This is a genomic window from Streptomyces sp. NBC_01314 (assembly GCF_041435215.1).
Classification (GTDB): Bacteria; Actinomycetota; Actinomycetes; order Streptomycetales; family Streptomycetaceae; genus Streptomyces.
Map to the genome: position 1 here is coordinate 11,274,456 of NZ_CP108394.1, position 23,042 is coordinate 11,297,497.

Consider the following 23,042-nt stretch of genomic DNA (forward strand, 5'->3'; position numbering starts at 1 on the left):
CGGTTCGCGCTGCCGTGAGCGGTTCGCGGTGAAGCGCGGGCCGTCGGGCCCGTCGACGACAGCCACATCCCGCTCAGAACACGCCCCGAGCGCGGCGCCTTCCGAGGCCGGCATCGCAGGAAATCCGGTCCACCGTTTCGTCCCGCCCCCCGCCCCCGCCGCCCTCCCGGCTGCCGCTCTACTTGTTGCCGCGCAGTCTTCGGGCGCTGTCCCGGTCGAGGGTCGTCCCCGTCGTGGGGCGGCGGGACTTCGTCGTGAGCCGCTTGATGTCCTGGCCGAGCTGTTCGTTACGGGTCCTGCTGTGTTCGGCGTACTGCTGTTGCAGGTAGGCGGGCATGCCGGGTGGTGGCGGGGCCTGGCCCGCGGCGGTGACGGTCGCGATGATCTCGCCGACGTTCCAGGCCCTTTTGGCCTTGCTCCACAGGCTCATGCGACCACCGCCAGGCCTTCGTCGCCCTGCACGCCCGTGTCCCGGGCCGTGGCCCGTCCAGGCTCGGTGCCGGTCCAGGACGCCGCCTGAGCCAGTGCCAGGTCCAGGCCGTCGAGGGACAGGCGTGGGGCGGCAAGCGGGCTGCCGTAGCCGCAGTGCTGGTGGACTGAGCGGGCGTAGCGGATGGCCTGGTCCTGGGTGCTTTCGGTGACTCTTCGGTTCGCCTCGGCCCGCAGCCGTGCGCTGTCACGGAGCAACTGGCCCACGAGCCGGGCGGCCTGGCGCAGCAGGATCTCCCGCTTGGCACTCAACGCCTCCTCGGTTCGGTGGGTGCCGTGCAGTTGCGGGGCCAGGACGTCGATCGCCTCGGTCGTCGTCGAGCCGTCCGCGAACTCCGACTGGTAGGACAGATAGGCCACCGCGCCGATCACGAGGGCGAACAGCGTAGCCATGACGGCGGTCAGGAACCGATCGTCGGAGGGACCGTCGAGGACGAGCCGCCAGGCCATGGCGACACCGAGGGTCAGTGCCAGCACACCGCACAGGAGGAGTTCGGCGGCGAGGGTCTTCACGCCACCCTTGGGCGAGCCGCCCTTGGGAGAGCCGGCCCCGGAGGCGCCGCCCCTGGCGAAGTCCCATCCTCCGTGCGCGGCGCGGTACGCGCGGTGGCGCCTGCCGAACAGTTTCATCGTCAATGCGACCCCGACCGTGCCCAGGATCCCGAACAGCAGCGCGGTGACGGCTCTGAGGACGCTGTCGGCGGACTGCCAGGCCCTGCGCAGGTCGACGTTGAGGAACTTGGCCATCAGGAAGGTCAGGACGATGACATCGAGCGCGAGGAGCCCCAGCAGGAGCTTCCTGACCCGGGGCGGGATCCGCCGGTGTGCCCGGGAGCCCGCCTGTTCCTGTTCCTCGACGAGCGCCGACCACTCGGCGTGGCGGCCGTGTGCCTCGGCCGCGCTGTAGGACTCGCCGTGCGGGCCGACGTAGCGGCGCGCGCGCAGGGCGGTGAGCTGGTGATCGATGAACCGGGCCTCGGCATGCAGGCCCTGGATCGTCGCGACCGTGGGTTCGATGGTGCCGGCGATCTCCGCCTTGGCCCAGGTGTCGGCGCGGTGCTCGGCGGCCCTGCGCAGACTGTCCTCGGCGTGGGTCCATTCCTCGGCCGGGCGGTCCCGCCCGATCCGCCGGGCCTCGCCGACGAGTTCATGGCAGCGGACGATCTTCGTGAACGGCATGGGGCCCATCCCCAGCGCGGAGGTGAGCGTCTGGCGGGGCGGGATCCGCAGGCGCCCCCGGAACCCCTGGGCGCTTCCGGCATTCTTGCTGCTTCTGGTGCTTTCAGGGCTGGTCGGTGTCATGACGGGTCGGGTCCTTCTTTCGGGGTGACGGTGATCTCCACCCGCCGGTTCTGGCGGGCGAGTTGCTCGGCGAAGACACCGCCGGGCATGTTGTCGACGCGGGGACGGGTGGAACCGGCCCCCTCGACCGAGCCGATGAGGGCGGGGGAGACACCGAGCCGGACGAGGCGGTCGCCGACGGCCCGCGCCCGCTGGGTGGACAGGGCGAAGCCGCTCGCCGCCGTGCCCACTTGGGCGGTGTGGCCGGTGATCCGTACGACGACGTCGGCGCCGCAGTGTTCGAGGCTGTCCGCGATCGGTCTCAGGTAACGGTCGGCGTCGGCTTTGAGGTGCGCGTCGTCCGCGGCGAACGTCACCGACGTCGGCACCACGTAGGTGCCTTTGCAGGAGGTGGGGGTCGCACCGACCGGCACCACCGGGACGGGCCGCTGCGACGACGACATCAGCCGTGGCACGTCGTCGTCGCGCACCGTGCACGAGGCCGCCCCCGAGGCCTGGCACACCGCCCGCCACAGCGCGGTGATCCGCTGCGCCGCCGGCAGCGGCAGCTCGGGCTGGGTGCCGTAGGCGATGCCCAGGCCGACGAACTCGACGTGCCGGCCGGACGCGTCGGGCACCAGTGCGCGGCTCTTCAGGTCCCGCAGGACGGTGTCGGGGTCGAAGTTCCAGCCGAGCGTGCGCAGATCCAGTGGATCGGCGGTCTGGACGCCCGACGACACGAGGACGACCGTGCCGCCGTCGGGGGTGGCGCGCAGGGCCCGGCGGTAGGTGCCCAGGAGGTCCAGGCCGTCCGCCGCCGGCCGGCCCCCGGTCAGTGCCGAGCGCAGCTTCGCCGCCTTGGCCAGGACTCTCTCCCGGGCGGTGGCCTGGTCCTGTTCGACCTCCCGCGCGTCGCGCAGGGGGGTCAGATCGACCTCGGTCACCTGCGGGTTGGTCGACACGACCACGGAGACCTTCCCGTCGCCGGGGTCGAGTGCGCGCAGGCCGTGGCGTACGGCGAGGTCTTCCAGTACCGGGGCCCAGGGCGCCGGTTCGGCCATGCTGCCGGTGACGGCGATGGTCAACGGCGTCGGGGCGGGCCCGGATCCGCAGGCGGTGAGGGTGCAGGCGGCGAGGGCCGCAAGCAGGAGCAGGACACGCAGTACCGGCCGGCGCCCCCTCATGCCGCACCTGCCCAACGCACCACGGACGTCAGGTGCCAGCCGCCCGAACAGTGGGAGCAGCGGTAGGCCCGGACCACCGTCCATTGGGGGCGCATGCCGTTGAGTTCGGCCCGGGCCCTGGACTCCCGGGCCGCTGCCAGGAGGAGCTTGGCGTCCTTGCGTTCGCCGAGACGTCGCTTGCCGGTGGTGGCGCAGACCGGCCAGCTCCGCCGGGGCCTGCGCGGTCGTCGTGTGATGGCCATGGATTCCTCCGTCGCCGATCGCGGCGTGGGGACGGCCGTGCAACCGCCCCACCGTTGGCGAGAAGGAATAGCGCGCGGCCTTGCGACGGACTCGTGGAAATCGTGAACAGCCCAGCTCACCGGGGCAGTTCGGCACGAAGGCGCGAAAACCACCGCCACGGCGACGCCGAGGCAACCGGCCTCCGGCAAGCAACCGGCATGCACACCGAAGCCACCGAGACGCGCATACCGGCTCCGCCGAGGACCCGGTGCGTGCTCACGCCGCCGGGCCGGTAAAGTCGTGATCTTCGGATGGCGAAGCCGGCCGGAGTCCCCCTGAGGCTGTGCTCACAACGATGAACGCCCACGACACTCCCGTACGACGCCGACTCGACGGTGCGCTGGACGGTTTGGCTGTCACCTTCCGCGGGATGACGGCCCGCGCCGGGGAGACGCAGTGCGACTGCCACTGGGGCAGCGAAGAAGACCTTGCGCAGTTGAAGGTCCCCGAGGTGGAGCTGGACCCGGACCTTCTGGGGCGCACCTGGCGGGCATACGACTGGGAGGACCACGGCGCGGTGCTGCGCCGCATCCTTCCTCAGTTCGCCAGGGCTCTGGTCAGCGGCCTCGTGGAGCCCTTCTTCGGCATGGGAGAGGCCGGACGTTCCTTCGCTCGCGGTCGCTGGCAGCAGTGGCCCGCGCAGCAGAGCGCGGCGGTATGGGAGTTCCTGCACGCCTGGTGGGCATACAGCCTCACCGAACCGGAGCCTGCCGTGCCCGCGCACGAGGTCCTCGGGCTGTGCGCCGAGGCATCCGCCACGCTCGGTCCGTGGCTCACCGCCTGGGAGACACTGGAGCACCGCGTGGCCGACCAGCGTCTGGCCGAAGCGGCCGCCCACTGGGAGTACGACCTGCTGGGCGACCAGCTTCCCTGGGATGCGTGGGACAACGCCGACGCCCTGCGCACCGAACTCGCGAACTGGCTGGTCCGCCACGCACCTGCCCGCCTGCGGGCCCAGAACGTCCCCGAGGAGCTGCTCCACCGGATCCGTCTGATCGGTCTTCGCGGTCCCGCCCGCTGGGAGGACCCGCACTGGCCCGGTCACCGGTACTGAGCCGCCCCTCGCCCTCCAATGCTGCCTGCCGGGTACCGAGAGGCGCTCGAACGGGGCCGCGTCACCGCATCTAACAGAGCCCCCAACACCCCCACCCCCGCGGAGTCGTGAAAACCGCGACCCCCCGCGCGATGGCTGTCCCACACTGTGCGCAGCGCCCAGCCCGACGAACGTCACGGGGGTACGAAGAATGTCGTTGTCCCAGCAAGACCGGTTGTCGCTCGTCGACTTCCTGCCCGCGCAGGACCGGCCAACCGGTCCGTGGGGCCAGATCCTGTGGGACCTGACCGCGCCCGCCCCGATGAGCCTGTGGTCGACGCGGGTGACCGCGGCCCGTATCCACCGCTACGACCGTGTCCGGCCGTTCGCGACCCGCGGGTTCCTGCTCGCCGTGCTCGCCGTGCTGCTCGGCCTCGCCGACGGCACCCGGCCGGTCGTGTGGGCTTTGCTGTCGGTCGGCGTGGTGCAGACACTGCTGGAGATCCACCTCCACGGCCAGGCGCACGGCGGCGCCCGCTCACAATTCGCCCTGGTCCGGCTGCTGCTCGACTGGCAGGACAACTGGCAGTGGGAGCGCACGCTGCTCAACGCCACCGGGGTGCTCGGCGGGATCGCCGTGCCCGCGAACGTGATCGCCGTGCTGTTCTTCACGGGCCCCGGCGACCCGGGCTGGGTCAAGGTCGCCGCCCTGGCGGTCGCGCTCGCCTACGCCAACTCCGGCATCTTCCATGTGCTCACCGACGGCACCTACTACTCGGCCAACCAGAGCCTGCCCCGGTTCCTGGTCAGCCTGCGGGCATACGGCTGGCTGCTGGTGACGGGGGTGCTCGTGGCCGTGGTGGGACTGTCGGTGCATCTCGGGCGGTGGAGCCCGCAGATGGAGCCGCTGGCGTGGGCGGCGTGCGTACTGCCCTACCTCGTGGGCATGAAGGCGCGCGACTGCGACCGGCTCCTGCGGGCGAGCGGCGAGGAGGTGGCCGTGGCGATGAACGAGGCCCGCAGCCGGCTGGCGCAGGACTTCCACGACATGCACACCGGGGCCCGCTCGCTGTTCCGGTCCCTGGCCGACGACGAAGCGGTCAGCGCCCAGGTCAGGGTCGATGCCGCCGACTTCGCACCCATGATCACCCTGGTCAAGGAGATGGCCGACGAGAGTGCCTGGGACGCCGGGGACAAGGAGATCGCCCTGGAGGCGGTCATCGAACAACTCGCACGCGACCACACCCTGCGCATCACCACCGAGTTGCGGCTCGGCGAGCTGCGCGCCGCCAACCGGGAGCTCGTGCGACAGCTGATCACCACGGTCGTCAGCAACGCCGCCCAGGCCATGGCGCGCCACGAGATCCACGACCGGCCGGTCACGGTGTCGGGCCAGGTGTCGGACGGCATGATCCACCTCAGCATCCGCGATCCGCTCCCGCTGATTCAGGACACCTCGTGGTGCGTGGACGGCAGCACACTGGCGTTCATGCGGGACAGGCTGCGACGCCTCGGTGGCGACATCACGCAGTCCGCGGTGGCCGGCGGCAAGGAGATCCGCAGCGTATGGAGTGTCCGCCCCCCGAGGCTCAAGAGGGAGTCCACCCGATGACGATGAAATATCTCCTGATCGACGACCAGGGCAAACGCAGCCGGGTGTTCGACCAGCAGGTGTCCGTACCCGGCCGGCTCGAGTTCGAGATCATGGACGACCCCGAGCTCCTGTTGGACTGGAGCACGCAGGAACTGCGGGGGTTCAGCGGCGCGATCGTCGACTTCCATCTGAACACCCCCTCCGGCCCCGGCTACCGCCCGTTGACCATCGTCGACCCCGCCCTCTGCGACGGACCGGTCGAGGTGCGCACCGGCCTGGGCGCCATGCTGTACCTGAGGCAGCACGTCCCGGACATGACCCTGTACGGCATGACCGAGCTGACCCACGGCCACGCGCAACTGTTCCTGGCCGCGGCTGCGGTGTGGCTGGCCGCGGATCCACTGAACGTGAACGAGCCACCGGAGATCCTGCGCCGGGTGCTCCTGGCCCCCGACGGTGAACAGGCGCACCTGCAGGCCTCGCACCGCCAGATGCGCGACTCCACCGGGCCCTTCCGCCGGCTGATGGACAGCTGTCTGAACCGCAAGCACCTCGACGAGACCTACGACTGGCTGCGCTGCTACCGCCTGTGCAACGGACCACGGGCGCACCGCCAGGTCGCGGGTACCGTGAACCGTCTGATGGGTCGGCGGATCTCGGCCGACCCGGAGAAGACGTTCTTCCCGATGATGACGCAGTGGCAGACCGACCTCGAGGCGTTCGTGCGGGCCTGGGGCCAGGACACGTCGGGCTGGCCGGACGTGTCGGCGGGCGTCTCCGCGAAGACCTGGGCGCAGCACAATCCGGTGCTGGACTACGTGAAGTCGGGCGCGTACGACACGTTCTTCAACTCCCCGGACGTGCGAGCGGCGTTGACACGCCACCGCATCAACGAGAAGAAGGAGGCCCAGCCGTGACACCCACCCCCACAACGGCCCCTGCATGGGAGCCGGTCCGTGTGGCCACCGCCGACGGCCCCGGCGGCGAGACGCTGCTCGGTGTCGTGGACGGCCGGCGCGGCGCCGACGACCCGACGTTCGTGGTCGCGCAGGGCTTCCTGGCGTTCGTGGAACCCTTCGAGATGCAGCGGTTCCAGCTGATCGCCTCGATGCTGCGGGCACGGCTCGTGGTCGTGGAGACCCCGGGCGCCGGTTTCGCCGCCTCCCGGCTGCTGCCCGGCGAGCGACGCGCGCTGCTGCGAGGCGACTTCACGGTCCCCGCACGGCGGATGCTGCGGGCGGCCACCGAAGTCATCGGCGCAGACGGCCCCGCCGCCGCGACCGGCGTGCTGGGCTACTCACTGGGGGCGTCCTTCGCCGCCGCGATGGCCGCCGTCTCCGGTACGGCTCGGACGGGCCCGCCGCTGAGGACGGTCGTCCTGGTGGAGCCGGTCGCGATACGGCGATGGAGTGCCGTGGGCCTCATGGCGGCCGTGCGCCGCGAGAACCGTCTCGTCCAGCCGTACCTGGACCAGACGGCCACGGTGCCCGGCGCCGTCCGGCCCCTGGAGGCCCGCTCGGGTGACAGGCCGCTGACCCGGCGCCGCAGTGACCTGCTCCTCCTCGCGAACGCCCTGCGTGCTGCGCGCCTCGGCGAGGATCTCGCGGCCGCCGCGCAGGAGCCGGGCCCAAAGACGCGCCGGCTGGTCGTGGTGCGCGGCGAGCAGAGCGTGCTGTCGCCGCGGCAGGCGGTGCACAGCCTGATGACGGCCGCCGAGCGGCACGGGTTCAGGGCGCGGCTGCTGAGCGTTCCGGGCCCGCACGCCTTCTGGCACTCGCTGCCGGCCGTTGGCTTGGCGACGCCCCGACTGGGGACCGCTCTCGGGATGTCCCCCTCATGACCCTCCTCGCTCCCCTCCCGCCCCGGGCGGGCCGGACCGCCTGGCTCAGAGGTCTTGCCGCCGCCGCCCTCACGGCCGGCGTGGTCTGCCAGGTCGTGCAGCGAACGGACCCGACACCACCGCTGCTGTACTTCACTGTCGACTCGGCGGTACTGGCCGCGGCCGTCCAGGCCCGGCGGCTGGTGCGCGGGCCCGCAGGCGGTGTGTGGGGCGAACGGATCCGGGGCGCCGCGGTGGTCGGGGTGGTGCTCTCCTCGCTCGTCTACTTCACGGTGATCGCGCCGAGCAGCCCGTCGGGCACCTGGTTCGGCGCTCACGACGACGCGTGGGCCCGCACCGCCACGGTTCTCCTGCATGCCGTCGCACCGGTGGCGGTGGTCGCGGAGTTCCTGGCAAGCCCCTGCACCCTGGCCACGAGCCGGCACGAGGCCTTCCTGCTCACCTGCTGGCCGGCCGCTTATCTGGCCGTCGTGGGCAGCCTCGCCTGGTCCGGCACGGCAACGATGCCGTATCTCTTCCTGCGCCCTTCACAGTTCGGCGCCACGGCCGTCGCGACGGCCGTCGTCGTGCTCTACGGCATCACCCTCACTCTCGCCCTGGCCCTCCTCGCGGCGCGCTCCCACACCACGAAGTCCCGCACCAGAGCGTGACAAGCGCCATCCGCCCCTCCATGCCTTGAGTTCCGAGGCCCGTACGGCGGGCGGCCCGTGGTGCGCACACCAGCGGCGCGGCCCTGGTCGGTCGGCATCGAGCAGGATCAGAGACCCGAGAAAGCGCCTGCACTCCTCACAACCTCCCGAGACAGAACACCTAGCGGAGTGTGCGGAGCGTGTTGATGACGTCGTCGGCGCGGGTGTCCGGGTTGACGAAGGCCATGCGCAGAACCGTCGCGCCGTTCCAGAGGGTCGGCACGCACAGGACGGCGCCCGTTTCGGCAGCCCGGGCGGACCATGACGCGTAGTCCTGCGGGTCCCACCCCGGCCGTTCGAAGAGCACGACGGACAACTCGGGATCGATTGTCAGGCGTAGATGGTCACTGGCGCGTATGGCGTCGCTGACCAGTCGGCTGGTGGCCAGCGTCCGTTCCACGGCGTGCGCGTACAGGTCGGTTCCGTGGACGGCCAGGCTGAACCAGAACGGCAGACCGCGGGCACGGCGGCTGAGGTGCAGGGCCAGGTCCGCCGGATTGTGGACATCGCGGTCGATGGCGTCGAGATAGTGCGCCGACTGACGGTGCGCGGCGCGCGCCGGGGCCGGATCCCGGTAGAGCAGTGCACAGCAGTCGTAGGGTGCGAAGAGCCATTTGTGAGGATCGACGATGAAGCTGTCGGCGCGTTCGATGCCGGTGTAGAGATGCCGCACGCTGGGCGCCGCCAGGCCCGCTCCGCCGTAGGCGCCGTCGACGTGCAGCCACACGTGGTGGCGTTCGCACGCGTCGGCGATGTTGTCGAGATCGTCGATCAGGCCGGCATTCGTGGTCCCGGCCGTTGCGACCACGGCGAAGACGCCGGTGGTGGACTCCAGGACCGCGTTCACGGCGGATCCGGTGAGGTGCCCCCGCCGGTCCACCGGCGCGGTGACGATCTCCGCATCCATCGCGCGGGCGGCGGATGCGATCGAGGAGTGGGCGCTGTCGGCGCACACGATCTTCCAGCCGTCCGCCGGCCGGCCCCGCGAGGCGCCGGCGGCGGCGCGGGCCGTGATGAGAGCGGAGAGGTTGCCCAGGGTGCCGCCGCTGACGAAGCATCCTGCCGCGGCGGGGGGCCATCCGAGGAGCTGGGTGAGCCAGGTCAACGCCTCGTTCTCGGCGTGGATGGCGCCGGCTCCCGCTTCCCAGGTTCCCGCGAAGATGTTCGCCGCTGCGGTGACCGCCTCGAAGGCGAGTGCGGCACGAGTAGGCGCTGCCGGGATGTACGCGAGGTTCGTCGGCCCGTTCTGGGCGCGCGTGGCGGGCGCCAGGACCTGGTCGAACAGTTCGAGGACCGCGGCTCCGCCGATTCCCCGGGGGGTGATGGCCGCACCGGCCGCGACAGTGAGGTCCCTGGCGGGGCGGGCGCCTGTCACCGGATCCGGAGCCTGCATGATGCGCCGCCACGCGTAGTCCATGGCGCTCGCCACGACCTCGTCCTCGTCCCCCCATACCCGGCGGCCGACACGGGGAGCCTTATTCACTGAGGTGCTTTCACACTGAGCATTTTGCATGGTGAGAACGTAGAAAGGCCTACCGAACTGCGCAATATGTGGAAAAAATATTGAGCAGAATGCTCAATGCTGCCCGCGTGTGATGTGAGATGCTGGGCAGCATGCGAAACGTCGACGCCCTCGACGCCCGAATCCTCCTGGCGCTCGACGCGGATCCACGGGCCACAACGATCGCTCTGGCCGACCGGCTCGGTCTGGCCCGCAACACCGTGCAGGCCCGTCTGAAGCGACTTGAGGAAGACGGCCGACTGAAGGAGCCCAGCCGGCGCGTGGACCCCGCAGCTCTCGGCTACCCCCTGCTGGCCCTGATCACGATGTCGATCAGCCAGCGCGTGGGGCAGCCCACCCAGGAGGCGATCCTGCGCATCCCCGAGGTGGTCGAACTGCTCGTCACCACGGGCGACGGCGATCTCCTCGCCCGTGTGGTCGCCCGGGACACCGAGGACCTGCACCGCATTACGAACCTGCTGCTCGAAGCGCCTGGCGTGGTCCGTTCCAACACCACCATCGTCCTGCTGGAGGTACAGCCCTTCAGTGTCCAATCCTTGCTGCAACGACACGCCGGCCCCTGACCTCACACACGGTGGCCCGCAACTCCGCACAGCGGCTGAGACGCGACCTGCCGACGGCGTCACATCCTGTCAGCGCACTGCGCTACATCGACTCCAGCGGCAGGCTCACGTATTTCCTTAGGTATCCGTAGCGATTCGTCATCCGCCTGTGTCATGCCGTGTGCTCGGTGTCGGTGTCGTATGTGAGTGCGTGGATCGAATGCGTGACCTTCCGCGGGGGGTGTCGTTGACCGGATGACAGCATCGCGGACGGGAAGGGGTATCGGTGAGCCGGAAACTGCCGCTCGCCGGGGGCGAGATCGCCCGTACCGCGTGCGCCCGTGGTCTGCTGCGTACCGGTGTGGAGGAGAAGACGGGTGAGCTCCTGTCCGCTGCGGTGCTGGCAGAGCGGGTGGGCTGGGCTGCTGATCTGGTGTCGGGCATGGTCGCCGCGCTGCTGGCCGAGCACTGGAACGCCGCCGATGTGGACGTGCTGGCCGCCGGTGAGGACGCCGCGGGCCGCCCGCTGCCGTCGAACGCCTGGATGGCCCTGCGCCGCCTGGGCTGGACGGCTGGCCCGGCCGGGGGCATCCGGGTCAATGACCGCATCGTGCGCATCGCCCAGGAGGCGGCCGGGCGCACGCTGCGTGCGGCGAAGTGGCGCGCCGACCTGACCGCCGGAGTGCTCGCGACCTGGCCCGCCGACCCCGCCAGGCGCACCCCCAAGGAGTGGGACCGGGTGCGTGCGGCGGTGCCCGGCGGGGAGTACCTGCCGTCCAGCGTCATCAAGGGCCGGACCCGGCAGATCACCGCGTTCGTCAAGCAGCACGGCCGGATGCCGGTGAACGTGTTCGAGGTGGAGGCCGCGCCCCGCATCGCACGGATGCTGCTGCTGTCCGCCTGCGACCAGCAGCAGGCCACCCTCGAACGCGCCGACGAGCCGGGCCGGGCGCTGCTGCGGCTGCAACTGCCCACCCGCCCGGACCCGCGGTCCTACAAGGACTGGACGTGGATCTCCTGCCCGCTCAGCCTGCCGCCGACGGTCCCCGCGGGTGCGGTGCTGCACCTGCCCACCCTGCGCATCCACCGGGGCCGGGTGCGGGCCGACCTCGCCTACACCCACGCCGTCCCCAGGACGCAGCGGAGCGGACACGCAGTCGCGCTCGGCGTGGACTGGGGACTGAACACCCTGCTGTCCGCCGGGGCCGCCCGGCTGCACGCCGACGGAACCATCACCGCCCTCGGCGGCGGCGGCATGTTCCGGGCGGCTGGTGTTCTTGCCAAGCAGCACCGGCTGCGCCGCCAGGGCGAGCAGCTGCACACCAAGGCCGGTCACTACCAGCGGCTCATCGCCGAAGACGAACAGCACGCCCTGACGGCCAGGCACCAGGTCCTGGCCGAGGAGATCCGGCACGTGTCCGGGCGCCGGTCGAACCTCAACGACGCCCTGGCCCGGGCTGGTGCACGGTGGGCTGTCGATCAGGCTCTCGCCGCCGGCGCGAGCCTGATCTACGTGGAGGACCTGCGCTCGATGGAGGCCCGGGGCATGGGCCGCACGATGAACACCCGGCTCTCCCAGGCCGTGCGCGGGCAGATCGTGGACCGGATGCGGCACCTGGCCGCCGAGACCGGTATCGCTGTGGTCACCGTCCCGGCCCGCAACACCTCGAAGCACTGCCCGCAGTGCCTGGAGGTGTTGCGGCACCGCAAGGCCCCCGACCGGCCCACCATTGCGGGCTGGAAGTGGGCCCTGTGCGGCTCCTGCGGCTGGCAGGGCGACCGCGATGCGGGCGCCTGGAAGCGCATCGCCGCCCGCGGCCTGACTCACCAGACCAAGACCGTCACCGACCGCACCACCGGTGCCATGGCCATCCGCACCGTGACCGACAAACTCGAAGCGGGCGCGGTCATCACACCCGCGCCGAAGACCAGCCGGACGGACCGGTCCAAGACCGGACCCACCCGGCACCGCACCACACGTCCGACGCCCAGGCGACGCCGGACACCCTCCCCCACCGGCCCTTCGGGTCCGGCGGGCCAGCGTCCGGAGGGACACTCCCCCACTCTCGACTTCGCTCGAGCGGGGGGACCCCCATCACGGACCGCAGACGGCTGCCCCGCGCAGCCGACCGGCACCAGGGCGTGACGACGATCAGCACACCCACCAACCGGCATCGGCCACGAGGGACAGCACTGGGCGCGGGCTTCCACCTGCACGCCCACGCCACCCCTCCACAGTGGGCAGACCCCATACCGGACACCACGTCCGACATGGGATCACTAAGCTGATCAGAGACGCTGCAGGAGAACATGCCGCTGCTCGGCTCACTCACCGACCGGGCCAGAGGCCTGACCGCCGATCCGCTGGCACCGGCCGGCGACGGGGTACGCGGCCATTTCATCAACGCCTATGTCACCGCCTTGGAGAAGAACCTGGCGTGACCGGGCAGGCACGACGAGTCGGACGACGAAGCCGCCCGCCCCGGACCCCGGGGCGGGCGGCTTCGTCCCGCAGTTCACCGATGCCCCGCAGTTCACCGATGCCTGAGGGCCGAATTCGCGGTAATGCCACGCGCGGCAGGGTGCCGTGGACGCCGGCGGCCCTGCGCTGGATGGGGCAGGGGATCGAACACGTCTGAACCCGCGCCGAGCCGGCGGATATGTGGAAGACGGGGATGGGTTCCGGCCCGAGCACCAGGTCGAGCCGGAACCATCAGGTACGGCCGGTGGTCTGCGCCGCAGGAGTCGGTCTCAGTCCAGGAACGACCTGCGCGGGTCGCTCAGGAGGCTCGGGGCAGTAGGCCGGTGCGGGCGAGGCCGCCGAGCCAGGCCGCGGAGGGTTTGGGGGTGCGTTCGAAGGTGTCGGGGTCGAAGGCGATGAGGCCGAAGGTGGGCTTGTAGGAGCCCCATTCGTAGTTGTCGAGGGCGCTCCAGTGGAGGTAGCCGCGTACGTCGAGGCCGTCCTCCATGGCGGCGGAGATCTCCTGGAGTGCTCCGGTGGTGTAGGCGATGCGGCGGGTGTCGTCGTCGGTGGCGATGCCGTTCTCGGTGACGATCAGGGGGACGTCGCCGACGATCTCGGCGGTGTGGCGCAGCGCGTGTCCGATGGCCTGCGGGTAGTACTCCCAGCCGGTGAGGGTGCGTTCGGCGTCGTCGGGGGCGGGGAGGGGGCCGTCGGTGGTGATCCTGGTGCGGGTGTAGGACTGGACGCCGATCCATTCGTCGTCGCGGGCGGCTTCGATGAAGACGTCTTCGCGGGGGTGGCTGTAGGCGGCGGTGGTGGCTTCGGCGCCCGGCAGGGCCTGGTAGACCTGGTTGGCGATGGACCAGCCGACCTGGATGTCGTCGGAGATCGCCTTGACTGCGGCCCTCGCGCGGTGGTGTGCCTTGATCAGGGCGTCGGTGGTGGCCTTGTCGGGCAGCACGAGTCCCGCCGTGGGAGGTGCTTCGGTGCCCAGTTCGCGGATGGCTCCGGCGACCGCGATCATGTTGGGTTCGTTGATGGTGCACACGTGCCGTACGCCCTCGCCGATGATCGGTGCGGTGGCCTGTACGTACCGCTCGAACCGTTCGACGGCGCCCTTGGCGGTCCAGCCGCCCCGCTCGGCGAACCAGTGCGGCACGGTGAAGTGGTGCAGGGTCACCATGGGGCGCAGGCCGCGTTCGAGCGCGCCGTCGACCATGCGCCGGTAGTGGGCGATCTCCGCCTTGGAGAAGTGGCCGGGTATGGGCTCGATGCGGGCCCATTCGATGCTGAAGCGGTAGTCGGTGAAGCCGAGCCGGGCCAGCAGGTCCATGTCCTCGCGCCACCGGTGGTAGCTGTCGGCGGCGTCGAGGCTGGGTTCGGCGACAGAGCCGCCGCTGTGCTCCATGTGCCACCAGTCGCTGTTGACGTTGTTGCCCTCGATCTGGTGGGCGGCGGTGGAGGCTCCCCACAGGAAGCCGTCGGGGAAGCGGAGACCGTCGGCGGTGACGTTCACGGCGGGCATGACGGGGCCTTTCCGGAGGGGAGGTCGGGTCAGCGCGGTGAGGGGCCGGGCCAGATGGCCGAGGCGTCGTCGCGGTGAGGGTCGGGCAGGCGGACCGGGCGGACGGGGACGGGGCGCTCGTGTCCTTCGGCGAAGGCTGTCCACGGGGCGGGGTGGCCGGAGTAGCACAGGGTGGTCAGGGCGAAGACGTTGTCGGCGTAGACCTCGATGTACTCCCCGACGGTGAGGATGCGCAAGGTGGTGGCGGGGTTTGTCAGGACGGTCTCGCCGAGCCGGGTCCCGTCGGGGCCGGTGATCCAGAGGTTCTTGCCGTCGCAGCCCACGGCGAGGGCGCAACGGCCGCCGCCGGGCGTGTCCGTGCGCAGGGTGATCTCGACCGGGCCGGAGATGTCGATGTCGCCGACCGCGTGCGGGGCGGGGCGGTCGGTCTCTTCGCCGAGCCAGCCGTCCAGGCCGGGCCACCATTGCAGTCGGGGCGCGCAATCGCCGTGAACGACAAGGGATTTGGGCTGGGCGAGCATGCCGCGGCACCGCTGCCCGGTGTCGGTGAGGCCGACTTGGCGGGGCGTGGTGTGCAGTACGACGCGGGAGCCGTCGGGCGCGGCGATGACGCGCGGGGCGTAGGTGCCGGTCGGGCCGAGCGGGCCGCGCCGGGTCCAGGGGCCCCGCAGGCTCGGGGCGGTCCACGCCTCGAAACCGCGGGTGGCGCCGATGGAGCCGAGCAGCAGCCAGGTTCCGTCGTCGAGGTGTTCCAGGACCGGGCACTCCAACTCGTCGACGTCGCCGGGTGAGATGAGCGGCGGGTGGACGGTCCAGTGCTCCAGGTCCTCGGAAGTGGCCAGCGCGACGCAGCCGCTGACCTCCACCGGGAGGGAGGCGTCGCTGGCGCAGACGACCATGACCCAGCCGTCCCTCTCGTCGTCGCGTACGACGAACGGGTCGCGCCAGCCCATGCGTTCACCGGTGCGGTACCAGCGCGGATCAGCCTCGACGACCGGCACGCTCCCGTGGCGGCGCCAGGCTGTGCCGTCGGTGCGCCCGGAGTGCGCCAGCCCGATGGACTGGAGGGGCCAGCCGCCCGGTGTGAGACCGCTGACGCCCGTGTAGAACATCGCCATTCCGTCGCCGTGAGGGATCGGATGCATCGTCCACACCGCCTGCTGGTCGAAGCGGCCCGGCAGACCGTTGCCGAAGGGGGTGCCCTGGGGCTGCCAGTGGACCAGGTCGGTGGAGGTGGCCCGGCCGTAGGAGGTCTCCATCCGCAGATGGTCGAAGTCCGTTGTCCAGGGCCCCTGCAGGTGCAGCACCGCGTACGTGCCGTCCTCGTCGCGCAGGACGGCGAAGTCGTTCACGCAGAGGCCGGGCGGGGCGTATCGCATGCACAGGTCCTGTCGCTCCACAGCGCCCAAACGTGTGCGCTGACGCTGGATAACAAAAAGGTCTCTTGAGAACCGGCCCAAGTAAATATGAACGCAAACGCTTGCGCAACAAGGTGGGCGGGTTTACGGTCACGTCACCCACAGATCACACCGATGTGAAATCAACGGGAGGTATCCGCCGTGACGGCCAGCATCACCGATGTCGCCCGCGCCGCCGGAGTCTCGGCGTCCACCGTGTCCCGCGCGCTGCGCGGCCGGCCGGGGGTGTCACAGGAGGTACGGGCGCAGATCACGGCCCTGGCCGCCCAACTCGGCTACACCGCCTCACGCTCCGCCTCCAGCCTGGCCAGCGGGCGCACCTACACCATCGGGGTCGTGGTCCCGTACGTGGGCCGCTGGTTCTTCGGCACCGTCCTGGATGCCGCCGAGCGCGAGTTCAGCGCCGCCGGCTACGACGTGCTGCTGTACAACCTGGGCTCGCCGGAGACACGCAAGCGCTTCTTCACCAAGCTGCCGGTCCGCAAGCGCGTGGACGCGGTGCTGTCGCTCCTCATTCCTGACGATGCGGAGTCCGCCGCACTGCGCTCACTGGGGGTGCCGCTGGCCACCACGGTCGGCGGCACCCGGCCCGGCTTCACCGTCGTCGGCATCGACGACCGGGCCGGCACCGAAAGCGCCGTACGGCATCTGGTCAACCTCGGCCACCGCCGCATCGGCATGATCAGCGGATCCAGCGGGCCGCTGCACTGGACCACCCCGATCGAACGCCGCAACGCCTACCTGGACGTACTGACCGAGGCCGGGATCGAGCACGACCCGGCCCTGGAGGCCGACGGTGACTACACCGTCGAGGGCGGCGAGCGGGCGATGACCGAGCTGCTGGCCGCCTCCCGGCCGCCGACCGCCGTGTTCGCGCAGTCCGACGAGATGGCGATGGGCGCCCTGCGCGCCCTGCGCCGCCACCGCCTCAGGGTCCCTGACGACGTGTCCGTCGTCGGCTTCGACGACCACGAACTCGCCGACGTGGTCGGCCTGACCACCGTCGCCCAGCCGGTCGCCGACCAGGGCGCCCAAGCCGCCCGGCTGCTGCTGCGCCAGCTGGACGAACCCGACACCGAACCGCCCGCCGAGCAGGTGCAGATGCCCATCCGCCTCGTCCTGCGCGAGACCACCGCCCCGCCCCGCCCGCGCGGCCCGCAGTAGCTGCCCGAAAGCCCCACACCCCCACGCCCGGCAAGCACATCGTCGAACCCTCGCCACAGCACGGAGGCACAGCCATGAGCTCGACCAGCAGAAAGCACCGCCGCACCGCATGTACGGCCCTGGCCCTGGCCCCCCTGGTGGCGCTGGCCGCCTGCGGCTCGGGCAGCGGCACCGATACCTCCGCCGAGGCCGGGAGCGGCAAGGGCACCATCAGTGTCTGGGCCCACCAGGGCCAGAAGAACGAGGTCAGTGCGCTGCAGAACGCGGTGAAAGCCTTCAACTCCTCACAGAGCAAGATCAAGGTCGACCTGAAGCTGATACCCGACGCCGACTACACCAAGACCATCACCGCCACCAACGCCTCCGAGCTGCCGGACGTGATGGAGTTCGACGGCCCGACCATGGCGAACTTCGTCTACAACAAGAAACTCGCCCCGATCGACACCTTCGTCTCCGCCAAGACCATGGACAACGCCACCGACGCGAACAAGGCGCAGGGCGAGATCGACGGCAAGCACTACGGCCTGGGCATGTTCGACTCGGGTCTCGGTATCTACGGCAACAAGAAGCTGCTGGACGCCGCCGGCGTGAAGTACCCGACCGGCCTGTCCGACGACTGGACAGCTGAGGAGTTCACCGCCGCGCTCAAGACGCTGAAGGCCAAGGACTCCGACGGCAAACCCCTCGACCTCCAGGAGAGCGGCGGCTATGCCAACGAGTGGGGCACCTACGGCTTCGCCCCGATCGTCTGGTCAGCCGGCGGCACCCTCCTCAAGGACGGCAAGGCCGAAGGCGCCCTCGACACTCCGGCCGTGGTCTCGGCCCTGAAGACCTTCCAGTCCTGGAAGACCTACGTCGACCCCAACACCGACGGCAACGCCTTCGCCAAGGACCGCGTCGCCCTGAGCTGGGTCGGCCACTGGATGTACCCCGCCTACAGCGAGGCCCTCGGCGACGACCTCGTCGTCCTGCCACTGCCCGACTTCGGCAACGGACCCAAGACCGGCCAGGGCTCCTGGGCCTGGGGCATCGGCGCCGACAGCAAGAACGCCAAAGCCGCCGGCACGTTCCTGGACACCCTCCTGGACGACACCAACGTCACCGCCATGACGACCGCCAACGGCGCGGTGCCCGCCACCAGGACCGCGCTCGCCAAGAGCAGCCTCTACCAGCAGGGCGGCCCGCTCCAGCTCTTCGCCGACCAGCTCGCCAAGCCCTGCGGCGACAGCGACATAACCTCCTCCTGCGTCGCCGTCACCCGCCCGGTGACCGCCGGATACCCCGTGATCACCTCGAAGTTCAGCGAGGCCCTGAACTCCATCTACGGCGGCGCCGACCCCAAGAGCGCCCTGGAAAAGGCCGCCCGCGCCATCGACCAGGACTTCTCCGACAACGCCGGCTACAAGATCCCGTAGAACCCAGCGGCCGGGGCGGGCACGGCAGCCGCGCCCGCCCCGCCGGGAACAGGACCTCCCGTGACATCCGTGGAACCCGCGCACACCGCACCGCCCGGCCCGGAGCAGACCTCATCCGTGACACCCGTGAAGCCCGCGCGGATGACGCGATCGGCGCGGCCGGGCCCCAAGAACCGCGACTGGCTGCACGGACTGCTCATGTCCGCCCCGGCCGTCGTCGGACTCATCGTCTTCGTCGGTGTGCCCTTCGGCTACGCCGTCGTCCTCTCCTTCTACAACGTCCGCCTCGGCTCCCCGCTGGAACCGACCTGGTTCGGGATCGAGCAGTACCGGCGCCTGTTCACCGACCCCGACCTGTCCGGCCCCTTCCTGCGGGCACTGCTGAACAACCTGACCTTCGCCGTCATCGTCGTACCCGTCCAGACCGCCCTCGCCCTCGCCCTCGCGATCCTGCTCAACCGCAAGCTCAAGGCCATCGGACTGTTCCGGTCCCTGTTCTTCATGCCGGTCGTCTTCCCCATGGCCCTGGTCGCCGTGATCTGGCGCCTCATACTCGCCCGCAGCGACCAGGGCATGCTCAACTCCGCACTGGACGCGGTGAGTTTCGGCAACTGGGGCGCCTTCGACTGGCTCGGCGACTCCGCCACCGCGATGGCCTCGATCATCGTGCTGTCCATCTGGCAGGGTGTCGGCTTCCAGATGGTCATCCTCCTGGCCGGCCTCCAGCAGATCCCGGGCGAACTCTACGAGGCCGCCGAACTCGACCGCGCCTCCCGCTGGCAGCAGTTCCGCCACGTCACCCTGCCCGGCATCCGCGGCACCCTCGTCTTCGTCGCCACGCTCACCTCCGTGCTCTCCTTCCGCGTCTTCGACCAGGTCTACGTCCTCGTCCGAGGCGGCGGGCTCGACGAGGACGCCACCCGCACCGTGATGTACCAGGCCGTCACCACCGCCTTCGACCAGAACAACATCGGCCAGGCGTCCGCGATCACCGTCGTCTTCTTCCTGATCGTCGTCGTCCTGACGCTCATCCAGCGCCGCGTCGTCCGGCCCGGAAACGAGGACTGACCCATGGGCACCACCCCTACGCCCCTGCGCCGCTTCATGGACTACGCCGTACTCAGCGTGCTGGCCTTCGTCTTCGTGCTGCCCGTGATCTACCTGTTCCTGGGCAGCCTCAAGCCGTCCGACGAGGTCCTCAACGGCCTGTCCGGCTTCCTGCCCACCAACCTGTCCTTCGACAACTATTCCGCCGTCCTGAGCAGCCTCAACTCCGACAGCACCGGCTACTTCTGGCGCTTCATGGGCATCTCGCTGCTGCTGGCCTTCGTCGTCGTCACCGGCGGCCTGTTCGTCAACTCGATGGCGGCGTACGGCCTTTCCCGGCTGAAGTGGCGCGGCAGGCAAGCCGTCTTCACACTCATCCTGCTGCTGATGCTGGTCCCGTTCGAGTCGGTGGCCGTCCCGCTCTTCTACATGTTCAACGACCAGCGCAACACCCTCTACATCCTGGCGCTCCCCTTCATCGCCAACGCCTTCTCCGTCTACCAGTTCCACACGTTCTTCCGCTCGATCCCACCGAGCATCGAGGAAGCCGCCCGCATCGACGGCGCGGGCCCCTGGCGCACCTTCTTCGCCATCATCGTCCCCATGTCGAAGCCGGCCTTCGCCTCCGTGGCGATCCTGACCTTCCTCATCCAGTGGGGCTCCTTCCTGTGGCCCGTACTGATGGTCTCCGACCCCTCGGTCCGGCCACTGCCGCTGGAGATGAGCGTCTTCCAGGGCCAGCAGCCCCCGGACTGGGGACAGATCCTCGCCTTCGGCGTCCTCCTGGTCCTGCCCGTCCTGGTGGTCTTCGCCTTCTTCCAACGCTGGTTCGTCCAGGGCGTCGCAAGCTCCGCCGTCAAGGGCTGAGGAAAAGCCGAGAACCTGCACCTCTCGGCCCCTACCCACGACAGGAGCCCTGCTCCCAGGCCCGGCGCCACCCCCGCACCGACCACACGAATCCCGCGGACGGCCGGTTCCAGGACGAAACACCGCCGGGTACGGCCGGCCGAACCGTACCCGGCAACCTCATGTCAGCAGACGCTCAGGTGCTGACACTCGCCCGCCGGCACGGTCACCCGCCCGCCGGCGCACGGTCCTTCTCCGTCCAGACCCCCGCTCAAGCGCCAACAGCCGGGTCAGGCGGAGCACACCCTGGTACAGGGACGGCAAGCGGATGCCTAAAGCCCCAGCACTTCCCCGTACTTGATGGCGCCGTGGGGCAGCGCGAAGCCGAACGGGGTCAGCGACTTGGCCAGCGGGTACGTCTCCTCCATGCTGCTCGGCACGAACCAGACGCCACCCGACCTGGGCTCACCGGCGTTCTCCCCGGGCGCGCTCACCGCGGTGTCCCACAGGCCGTCACGGTTGTAGTCACCGACGGCCACCTGGGCGCCGAAGCGGTCGCCTGCCTCGGCCGTGCCGGGCATGTTCGGAGTGCTCTGGCTGCGGGCCAGACCCCCGTAAGGGCCGTTCTCCGTACCGTTCATGACGACGTATCCGCCCGCGTCCTTCACGGTGCCCACGTCCTCACCGGGCACGCCGACCACCAGTTCCGGACGGTTGTCACCGTTCAGATCACCGGCGGCCAGCGCCGCGCCGAAGTCGTCGCCCGCCTCGGCGGTACCGCCGACCTCCGGATTCGACTGGGTGATGCAGTCGCTCTCGGTACCGAACTGCGCGGTCTTCGAGCCCTTGAACAGGAGCAGCGCACCGCCGAGCCGGTCCTGGCAATGCGTCGTCTCCGACTCGGGATTGGCCTGTACGAGGCCGACCACGAGGTCGTCGGTGCCGTCCCCGTCGAAGTCGGCGGCGGCGAGCGCGCTGCCGCGGTCGGCGTCGGCCCACCACCGGGCGGGCTTGGCCTGCTCGTCCCAGCGCGTGATGAAGGTGCCGGAGTCGTCCAGGGCCTGCCAGGCGGTGGCGAGGTCATCCCGGCCGTCGCCGTCGAAGTCGCCGGTGACCAGGTCGCGGGTGTCGCCGCCCATGCCGTAGTTGCGCAAGGTGGTGGTGGTCACCGGGGCGGCGGTGAGCGGGCCCGGGCGGAACCGGAGCGCGCCGGCCTCCTCGTCCTTCTCGCCGTACGCGAGGTCTGTGTCGCCGTCGCCGTCGTAGTCACCCGTGGCGATGGTGCTGCCGATGCTGCTGTACTCGGACACACCCCTGGCCACGGTGGTGCCCTTGACGTTCCACTCCGAGCCGTCCAGGACGGTGATGGTGCCCTCGTCCTTGAGCTGATCGGAGGTGAGCGACTCGCCGCTCGCGCCGACGACGAGCTCGAAGACACCGTCGCCGTTCACGTCGACGGGTGCCACGGAGGAGCCGAAGCGGTCGCCGGCCTCGGGCGTGCCGGGTATGCCGGCCTCAGCCTGGCTGAAGACACCGGTGGACTGGTACGGGCTCTGCGCGCCGCCATAGATCACGCTGACGTAGCCCGCCATGGCCTTGCCGTCCACCGTGGCGTTGGGCATGCCGACCGCGATGTCCGCGTATCCGTCACCGTTGAAATCGAACCGCGCAGTCGTCGCAGCCGCGGCGCTCCCGGCGAGCGGCAGGGTCAGGCCGGCTGCGGTGAGTGCCGCTACGGCGGCGGTAGCGGCCAGGGTGCGTGCGCGCACGGTGGACTCCCATAGTCGAAAGAGGAACTGAGGGCGAAGACTTACGGGGATGTGACTCACGAGGCATGCGAACGGTTGTGTGAAGGTGGCCGCCCGGTGGACACGGCCTGCTTCAGCTCGCGTTCGCCCCGAAGTCCGCCGGAGTGAAGCGCCGCGCAAGATCCAGGTCTGTCCCGGCCCGCCACCCCGCCGCGCGGAACAGGATGGCGTACGGCCTGTTCGGCCTCGCCCTCTGCGTGGTGGCGGGGCTGTCCTCCTGGATCACGGGGTGGACCACCGCCGAGACCGGCCGGGCATCCCGCCGCCCAGTCACACGGTCGACCGGGGCCGCGGGGACAGCCACCCGCACCTGTGCGACGGCTGCAAGACGCGGGCGCTCGAAGCGGAGCGGCACGCGGAACAGGCCGAGCAGGAGCGCCAGGAGCAGGAGTGCCAGGAGACGGAGAGGGCACAGGCCACAAAGGGCCGGCGGTCGGCGGCCGGCTCGGGCCCTGGCGCGGCTGACCCGGGCAAGCCACCCGTGCCAGCGCGAGGGCTTGCCCAGGGGCGCCTGGTCAGGCCCTCGTTGTCGGTGGCGGCTGCGAGGCTGAACCGTATGGACAGCGACGATGAGCAACTGCTGCGCGGCCGGATCTACGGAGCCGACCACGAACACCCGGGCCCGAAGCCGGGACGGCGCTACGCCGAACTGGTGGGCGGGCCGCTGGACGGACTGCTGCTCGACATCACCGGCTGGAGGCCGGAGGAGATCGACGGCGGTGTCTCCCTCCTCACGGAGCTCGGGCAGTTCGGTCCCGGGGGCCGGGCGCTGTACGACCCTCGCCCCGGCGACCCGGCCCGCTGGGACTGGGGCGGCGACAGCCCCTGACCAACCGCACCCGGCCGGGTGAATCCACCGCCCCGGCGGAACCTCAACTGCTCCGGACACTTGCTGATCA

21 protein-coding genes are annotated in these 23,042 nt (G+C 70.5%); 13 read left to right on the forward strand and 8 right to left on the reverse strand.

Annotated features, from left to right (window positions below):
- Window positions 1-178 precede the first annotated feature (178 nt).
- The 4 genes from OG622_RS49880 to OG622_RS49895 are packed head-to-tail and all read right to left on the reverse strand — an operon-like array spanning window position 179 to window position 3,196.
- A complete protein-coding gene (locus OG622_RS49880; protein ID WP_371572176.1) occupies window positions 179-430 on the reverse strand; it encodes a hypothetical protein in 252 nt (83 codons plus the stop codon).
- Entirely contained in the window at window positions 427-1,791 is a 1,365-nt protein-coding gene (locus OG622_RS49885) for a hypothetical protein (RefSeq protein WP_371572175.1), read from the reverse strand. The genes OG622_RS49880 and OG622_RS49885 overlap by 4 nt, the downstream gene beginning before the upstream one ends.
- On the reverse strand, window positions 1,788-2,954 hold the full coding sequence (locus OG622_RS49890; RefSeq protein ID WP_371572174.1) for an OmpA family protein: 1,167 nt from the start codon (window positions 2,952-2,954) through the stop codon (window positions 1,788-1,790). Before OG622_RS49890 ends, OG622_RS49885 begins: the two co-directional genes overlap by 4 nt.
- Window positions 2,951-3,196, reverse strand: a complete 246-nt coding sequence (locus OG622_RS49895) for a hypothetical protein (RefSeq protein WP_371572173.1) — start codon at window positions 3,194-3,196, stop codon at window positions 2,951-2,953. The genes OG622_RS49890 and OG622_RS49895 overlap by 4 nt, the downstream gene beginning before the upstream one ends.
- Window positions 3,197-3,531: 335 nt before the next feature.
- Between OG622_RS49895 and OG622_RS49900 the strand changes: the two genes are divergently transcribed.
- The 5 genes from OG622_RS49900 (at window position 3,532) to OG622_RS49920 (ending at window position 8,353) form a co-directional block, all read left to right on the forward strand.
- Complete coding sequence (locus OG622_RS49900; protein WP_371572172.1) at window positions 3,532-4,290, forward strand: hypothetical protein; 759 nt, start codon at window positions 3,532-3,534, stop codon at window positions 4,288-4,290.
- Window positions 4,291-4,480: 190 nt separating this feature from the next.
- Window positions 4,481-5,881, forward strand: coding sequence for a sensor histidine kinase (locus tag OG622_RS49905; RefSeq protein WP_371572171.1), 1,401 nt, complete (start codon window positions 4,481-4,483; stop codon window positions 5,879-5,881).
- A complete protein-coding gene (locus tag OG622_RS49910; protein ID WP_371572170.1) occupies window positions 5,878-6,780 on the forward strand; it encodes a hypothetical protein in 903 nt (300 codons plus the stop codon). The genes OG622_RS49905 and OG622_RS49910 overlap by 4 nt, the downstream gene beginning before the upstream one ends.
- Window positions 6,777-7,703, forward strand: a complete 927-nt coding sequence (locus OG622_RS49915; protein ID WP_371572169.1) for a hypothetical protein — start codon at window positions 6,777-6,779, stop codon at window positions 7,701-7,703. Before OG622_RS49910 ends, OG622_RS49915 begins: the two co-directional genes overlap by 4 nt.
- Window positions 7,700-8,353, forward strand: a complete 654-nt coding sequence (locus OG622_RS49920) for a hypothetical protein (RefSeq protein ID WP_371572168.1) — start codon at window positions 7,700-7,702, stop codon at window positions 8,351-8,353. The genes OG622_RS49915 and OG622_RS49920 overlap by 4 nt, the downstream gene beginning before the upstream one ends.
- A 160-nt stretch (window positions 8,354-8,513) precedes the next feature.
- Here OG622_RS49920 and OG622_RS49925 read toward each other — a convergent pair whose 3' ends face one another.
- The gene (locus OG622_RS49925) at window positions 8,514-9,875 is read right to left on the reverse strand and encodes an aspartate aminotransferase family protein (RefSeq protein WP_371572167.1); all 1,362 of its coding nucleotides are present in this window, start codon (window positions 9,873-9,875) and stop codon (window positions 8,514-8,516) included.
- 131 nt (window positions 9,876-10,006) lie between these two features.
- Here OG622_RS49925 and OG622_RS49930 point away from each other — a divergent pair, with 131 nt between their 5' ends.
- The 3 genes from OG622_RS49930 to OG622_RS49940 all read left to right on the forward strand — a co-directional run bounded on the left by OG622_RS49930 (window position 10,007) and on the right by OG622_RS49940 (window position 12,898).
- Window positions 10,007-10,477 carry an Lrp/AsnC family transcriptional regulator gene (locus tag OG622_RS49930; protein WP_371572166.1) on the forward strand — a complete coding sequence of 157 codons (471 nt, stop codon included), beginning with the start codon at window positions 10,007-10,009 and terminating at the stop codon, window positions 10,475-10,477.
- A 265-nt stretch (window positions 10,478-10,742) separates the two neighbouring features.
- The gene (locus OG622_RS49935; RefSeq protein ID WP_371572165.1) at window positions 10,743-12,602 is read left to right on the forward strand and encodes a zinc ribbon domain-containing protein; all 1,860 of its coding nucleotides are present in this window, start codon (window positions 10,743-10,745) and stop codon (window positions 12,600-12,602) included.
- Between the two features lie 164 nt (window positions 12,603-12,766).
- Window positions 12,767-12,898 carry a hypothetical protein gene (locus OG622_RS49940; protein WP_371572164.1) on the forward strand — a complete coding sequence of 44 codons (132 nt, stop codon included), beginning with the start codon at window positions 12,767-12,769 and terminating at the stop codon, window positions 12,896-12,898.
- Window positions 12,899-13,236: 338 nt separating this feature from the next.
- Here OG622_RS49940 and OG622_RS49945 read toward each other — a convergent pair whose 3' ends face one another.
- Together OG622_RS49945 and OG622_RS49950 are read right to left on the reverse strand one after the other, a co-directional pair.
- Entirely contained in the window at window positions 13,237-14,445 is a 1,209-nt protein-coding gene (locus OG622_RS49945; protein ID WP_371572163.1) for a glycoside hydrolase family 1 protein, read from the reverse strand.
- A gap of 29 nt (window positions 14,446-14,474) precedes the next feature.
- Window positions 14,475-15,824, reverse strand: coding sequence for a mucin-1 (locus OG622_RS49950; RefSeq protein WP_371572162.1), 1,350 nt, complete (start codon window positions 15,822-15,824; stop codon window positions 14,475-14,477).
- Window positions 15,825-16,004: 180 nt separating this feature from the next.
- Here OG622_RS49950 and OG622_RS49955 point away from each other — a divergent pair, with 180 nt between their 5' ends.
- The 4 genes from OG622_RS49955 to OG622_RS49970 all read left to right on the forward strand — a co-directional run bounded on the left by OG622_RS49955 (window position 16,005) and on the right by OG622_RS49970 (window position 20,356).
- Window positions 16,005-17,027, forward strand: coding sequence for a LacI family DNA-binding transcriptional regulator (locus OG622_RS49955; protein ID WP_371572161.1), 1,023 nt, complete (start codon window positions 16,005-16,007; stop codon window positions 17,025-17,027).
- A 74-nt stretch (window positions 17,028-17,101) separates the two neighbouring features.
- Window positions 17,102-18,442, forward strand: coding sequence for a sugar ABC transporter substrate-binding protein (locus tag OG622_RS49960; protein ID WP_371572160.1), 1,341 nt, complete (start codon window positions 17,102-17,104; stop codon window positions 18,440-18,442).
- A gap of 60 nt (window positions 18,443-18,502) precedes the next feature.
- Window positions 18,503-19,510, forward strand: coding sequence for a carbohydrate ABC transporter permease (locus OG622_RS49965; RefSeq protein WP_371572159.1), 1,008 nt, complete (start codon window positions 18,503-18,505; stop codon window positions 19,508-19,510).
- Window positions 19,511-19,513: 3 nt separating this feature from the next.
- Entirely contained in the window at window positions 19,514-20,356 is an 843-nt protein-coding gene (locus tag OG622_RS49970) for a carbohydrate ABC transporter permease (RefSeq protein ID WP_371572158.1), read from the forward strand.
- 311 nt (window positions 20,357-20,667) lie between these two features.
- On the opposite strand, the gene OG622_RS49975 is transcribed toward OG622_RS49970, so the two are convergent.
- A complete protein-coding gene (locus tag OG622_RS49975; protein WP_371572157.1) occupies window positions 20,668-22,104 on the reverse strand; it encodes an FG-GAP and VCBS repeat-containing protein in 1,437 nt (478 codons plus the stop codon).
- A gap of 595 nt (window positions 22,105-22,699) precedes the next feature.
- On the opposite strand from OG622_RS49975, the gene OG622_RS49980 reads away from it, so the two are divergent.
- Window positions 22,700-22,972: a hypothetical protein gene (locus OG622_RS49980; RefSeq protein WP_371572156.1), complete on the forward strand. Its 273-nt coding sequence runs from the start codon at window positions 22,700-22,702 to the stop codon at window positions 22,970-22,972.
- The last annotated feature ends 70 nt before the right edge of the window (window positions 22,973-23,042 follow it).